The organism is Rheinheimera nanhaiensis E407-8 (assembly GCF_000296695.1).
Lineage (GTDB): Bacteria > Pseudomonadota > Gammaproteobacteria > Enterobacterales > Alteromonadaceae > Alishewanella > Alishewanella nanhaiensis.
In genome coordinates this window covers 1-5,260 of the sequence record NZ_BAFK01000042.1, presented here as the reverse complement: position 1 = coordinate 5,260, position 5,260 = coordinate 1, and the positions used below count along the sequence as shown (strand labels likewise).

Below are 5,260 nucleotides of genomic sequence, written 5' to 3'. Positions count from 1 at the left end.
CAGAACAAAGCAAACCTGTGGACTTGCTGTGCTGCCAGGTGGGAGCCCTCTATGACACGTTTTAGCCATCAGCCCGAAGCGGTCGCCGCGTTAAGCCGCGCCCAGGTAAACCTGACACAACAATTATTAAGCAAGCTGCGCCAATATATAGTGCAGCAATTACCGCAAGCGCCAAGGCTTTGCCAGGCAGCCAGCGCCTTGCATGTTAGCAGCCGCACGCTGCAGCGTTTATTACAGCAGCACAACAGCAGTTTCCGTGAGCTGGTGTGCCAATGCCGCCATCAGCTGGCGCAGCACTATTTACAGCAAGGTGAATTGAGCTTGCAGCAAATTGCTTTTCAGCTTGGCTTTGAAGAGCAGAGCAGTTTTCAAAAAGCCTTTAAATGCTGGCAGGGCTGCTCGCCTGGCGTATTTCGGCAACGCAAGCTGTGTGGCGCAGCAAGAACTCAATATCCAGCGGCGCACAGCGCGCGGTTACAGGTGAATTATGCAATTAATTAAGCAACTCGCTGCTTTGGCGGGGCTACAGGACAGCTATGTTCATGCGCAAGGCCACACTGAAGTGGTCAGCCTGGACAAGCAACAAGCCATTTTGCAGGCGATGGGCTTTGATTTAACGAGTGAACACAGTATTCGCCAGCACATTGCCGACTTAACCGAGCAGCCCTGGCTGGAGGTGCTGGCACCGGTTACCGTATGCCGCCAGGGCCAGCCGGTGCACATACGGCTACAGCAGTTGCAACAACAGGCACTTAGCGACTGGCAGTGGCACATTACCACTGAAGAGCAACAGCAATTCAGCGGCCAGTTAAGCCTGGCAGCCAGTGATATTTGTCAGCGTCAGCAGACGACACAGGGCGAAGTGCTGGTAGCCGAGCTGACCCTGGACGTGGCCCTGCCACTGGGCTACCACCAACTGACGTTAACCGGCGGCAGCAGGCAGTATCAGCAGCAGTTAATTATTACGCCGCAGCGCTGTTTTCAGTTGCACGATAAAGCCGTACTGCATAAAACCTTTGGCCCGGCCTTGCAGTTATATGCAGTAAAATCGGCGCGTAACTGGGGTATCGGCGACTTTATCGATCTGCAGCAAATGATAGCGCCGCTGGCGGCGCAGGGCGTCGACTTTATTGGCTTAAACCCGCTGCATGCACTGTACCCGGAGCTGCCGCAGGATTGCAGCCCTTACAGCCCGAACAGCCGGCTGTGGCTAAACACCCAATATGTGGCGCTGGAGCACACTGAAGAGTTTAACGCGTGCGCCGCGGCGCAGGCAGAAGTTAACAGTGCTGCGTTTCAGCAGCGTTTAGCCGACCTGCGTGCCACTACAGATGTCGATTACCCTGCGGTAGCGGCAGCGAAAAAGCATATCGCCACTATGCTGTATCAGCAGTTTAAACAGCAGCATCTGGCCAAAAACACCGCCCGGGCACAACAATTTCATGCCTTTGTTGCACAAGGTGGCCGGAGCCTGACGCAATTAGCTATTCATCAGGTATTACAAGGCAAGCTGTTTGCAAAGGACTGGGGCATGGCGGCCTGGCAGAATTTCCCTGACGCACTGCAAAGCCCCAACAGCAGCGCCGTGGCCGATTTCGCCCGCGAGCACGCCGATGAAATACAGCTGCAACTGTACCTGCAGTGGCAGGCGCAGCAGCAACTGACGGAAGTTAAACGCTTATGCCAGCATCACGGCATGGCCATTGGCCTGTACTGTGATGTGGCGGTAGGCACCAGCCGCAGCAGTGCGGAAAGCTGGGGCGCGCCCGAAGATTATTATATGGATTTAAGCGTTGGCGCACCGGCTGACATTATGGCACCCAAAGGCCAGAACTGGGGTTTGCTGGCGTTTAACCCGCATACGCTGCGGCAAAAAGCCTACAAACCTTTTATTGAGCTGATTCAGGCCAATATGCGCTATGCCGGCGCGCTGCGCTTAGACCATGTGATGGCGCTGCTGCGCTTATGGTGTTGCCCGCTGGGCAGCGATGCCACTGCCGGTGCTTACCTGCGCTTTCCGGCGGCCGATTTGTTCGCCATACTGGCGCTGGAAAGCCAGCGCAACAGCTGTGTGGTGATCGGTGAAGACTTAGGCACAGTGCCGGTCGAGATCAGCCATTTAATGGCGCAATATCAGGTGTTGTCATACCGGGTATTTATGCTGGAACAAAAAGCCGGCAGTTACGATCATGCCGCCCAAACCTACCCGGAGCTGGCACTGGCCACCGTAACCACCCACGATATGCCCACGCTGGTCGGTTACTGGCAGGAGCATGATTTAGCGCTGCGCCACCAGCTGGATCTGTTCCCTAATGCCCAGGTAGCCGATAGCCTGCACCAGCTGCGCGCCGATGAAAAACAGTTGATGCGCCAGCGCCTGCAGTTACCCGAAGGTGATTACAGCCAGGCCGATTATGCTCAGCTTATCCGTGCCAGCCATTTATTTACCGCGCGCCAACCGGCTAAACTGCTGGCGTTTCAGCTAGAAGACTTGCTGCTGATGGCCACGCCGGTCAATATTCCCGGCACCAGCACTGAGTACCCGAACTGGCGGCGTAAACTGGTGGAGAATATCGACCAGACCCTGCAGCGCGACGATGTACGCCAGTTGATCGCCGAGATAAAAGCGGCCCGGCAATAACGCAGCGCCTGAAATAAAAAACCGCCGAAATGGCGGTCTTTTATTACATCTGCTGGCGCTGCATCAAATTGCCCGCCCTGCTGGCGAGCACTGATCACCTCTGCTGGAATGTACTGCTCGCTTTGCTGGTTTTTTTGGCTTATCTGTACTTGATCTGACAGTTACCAGTTTTTCACTGGTGTCTGTCAGATTAAATTTAAGTCAACCCATAAATCGCTATATAACAACCGCTGAACATCATTATAAATGGCATAAAAATGTAGAGTTTTCTTTTAGTTTTAGCTTCAAGAGGTACATCTCGATCCATTGGTAGTGGCTTATTAAATAAGTATGCGTAAGAAAAGGTAATACTACTTACCATGAAGATAAAACTATATAACAGCTCCTTGTTCGTTCTTTCCAAGACAAACGCACCAAAAGACATAATCACGGCACAACTAAATAGGTGTAGAAATAGTATGATCTTATTTACTTTCATTACTGACTCTCTTTTTGATCACCAATTGTCTCTGCAACTGTAGCCATAGCTTCAACTCGGTTGCCAACAGCCTAAGGGGTCACGGTCTTGCTTTTTGCAACAGCCTAAGGGGTCAGACAGCCTAAGGGGTCAAGACAGCCTAAGGGGTCAGGTCTTGCTTTTTGCCACTATCTTACTCACCCGCGAGTAATGCAAGCTAAAATAATTGCCAATCTGCTTCAGAGTAAAAGCGCCAGAATTGTATGCTGCAGTAATAGCTTCATTTCGTGTTTTTGCTAATTGTTCATACTCTGCCAGCGTTTTTGCGGCAACGCGACGCTGCTTTTTCGGAATGTCAGCTAACTTATCCGGTTCAGTTAATAGCGCTAAATGGCTTTGTACAAAATCGTCACTACCTAAAAAAAGCTGATTCGTCAGCTTATCCCATACGGTAATACCCTTGCCCTGTTGCACAAAGTCTGCGTATTTCTCCCTGGCAGTTTTGCGTTGTTTGCCAAACATACTTAGTAATGCTTCTGTTGCCAACCAGGAGGGGGAAGCTGCTTTGCCCATCACAGCATGCCAGCTACTCCATGGCCAGTCGTCTAACGACTGCACCATATTGGCTCGGATGGGGTTAAGCACAATATAACGGCTTAGCTCCAGCAAATAGGCATCTTTATCTACCAGAATGGCTTTATAGCGCCCCTGAAATAAATGTCCTACCCGTTGGTGTTTTCGGTTTATCGCCTGAGTAAAAGTGCCGTTAAGTTGGCGCATGCCTTTACTGAGATTGGCATCGGGTGTCTCTACCAGCAAATGGTAGTGGTTTGTCATCAAACAATACGCATGTACCACCCAGTTATATTGCTCGCATACCTTATCCAGCAGTGCTAAAAACTGTTCGAAATCGGTATCGTCAAAATAGATGGCTTTACGCTCATTACCCCGGCTGGTGATATGGTAAAGCGCACCGGTAAACTCCAACCTTAAAGGTCTGGCCATAATCATTGCTCCGTCTGGTGGGTGCCACTAAACAGTAGCGCACCAGACAGAAAAGGCAAAAAGCAAGACCTGACCCTAAAGCTCTGCTGCTGGTGGTTTTGCGCGGTTTGGGTAGAAAAAGGACACCGGGTGATTGGTGTCCTTGTTGTTTAATATACAGAGGCAAGACGCAAGACTTGACACCTAAGTTTATTTTATAAATAAGTGGCGCCTAATTTAGACCACTGTAGAGCCTATACAAAGCAACAACCCTATCACAAAATGAATCAATCTTAATGATTTGAATTTTTCATCATTCGCGTACAGCGGTTCTGCAACGTATAACGTGTACATATTCTTATTCAAAATAAACAAATAAACCCATTGATATCCAATAAGAAATAATATTGATGCCCAAATCCAGTCTTCCATTATCACTCTTTTAGCTATGAAAATTCCGCCACTCAGAAAAAAAAGAAGTGAAATTGCAATCACAATTATAGGCTTCACACTTAATTGTCCTTTTCAATTTTTTGGTGCTCTTGAGTATCACCAACAACCTGATTAGTAATAACATTGGTCGCTGCGCCTCTCTTGCCTGCTTCAGCGACGTTTGCTCCAACCTTCGTCGCTTTATGCGCAACTGAAACTCCCTCACCTACAGCTCCGGGAAGTATTGTTAACGCCGCACTTTTAACATCTCCCTGACTCAAGTGGTCAGCAGCAATCGCTGCGTCGATAACTAAAGAGCCTGTCGCACACGCCGCTGAACACGGTGTTGTTACAGCCCCAACAGCTAGCAATAAAGAAGCCCCATTTCCAACAGTGTGTGCAGTTTCTCTTGACGGTGTTGCTTCCGAAACTGCATCAGCAACTTTAGATGATCTCTCTTGTACATCACTGTTTAAAGATTGTCTCAAATCTCCCCAAGCACCAGATACCGCTTGCCCCATATTTTCATACGTTTTCCCTTGAACAAAAAAACTTTCAGCTTTCTTCCCATCCGGATCTACATACTTATAGGGATTATTATTGGCATACGCATACCGGTTAAACATCATCGGGTTACTGGCGGTAAAGCCTACCGGATCATTCGAATAAAACCGCCCAATAAGTGGGTCATAATACCGCTGCTGCATATAAGTTAACTGCAGGTCGTCATCTTCCAGATGCCCGGT

4 protein-coding genes are annotated in these 5,260 nt (G+C 49.6%); 2 read left to right on the top strand and 2 right to left on the bottom strand.

Going from position 1 to position 5,260, the window contains the following annotated elements:
- Positions 1-51 precede the first annotated feature (51 nt).
- A complete protein-coding gene (locus RNAN_RS18385; RefSeq protein ID WP_008224587.1) occupies positions 52-501 on the top strand; it encodes a helix-turn-helix domain-containing protein in 450 nt (149 codons plus the stop codon).
- Positions 488-2,641 carry a 4-alpha-glucanotransferase gene (gene malQ, locus RNAN_RS18380; RefSeq protein WP_008224584.1) on the top strand — a complete coding sequence of 718 codons (2,154 nt, stop codon included), beginning with the start codon at positions 488-490 and terminating at the stop codon, positions 2,639-2,641. The genes RNAN_RS18385 and malQ overlap by 14 nt, the downstream gene beginning before the upstream one ends.
- A 625-nt stretch (positions 2,642-3,266) precedes the next feature.
- Here malQ and RNAN_RS18370 read toward each other — a convergent pair.
- Complete coding sequence (locus tag RNAN_RS18370; protein WP_008224582.1) at positions 3,267-4,103, bottom strand: REP-associated tyrosine transposase; 837 nt, start codon at positions 4,101-4,103, stop codon at positions 3,267-3,269.
- Between the two features lie 491 nt (positions 4,104-4,594).
- Positions 4,595-5,260, bottom strand: a 666-nt coding sequence (locus RNAN_RS18360) for an RHS repeat-associated core domain-containing protein (RefSeq protein WP_040552686.1), incomplete at its 5' end; no start/stop codon positions are given.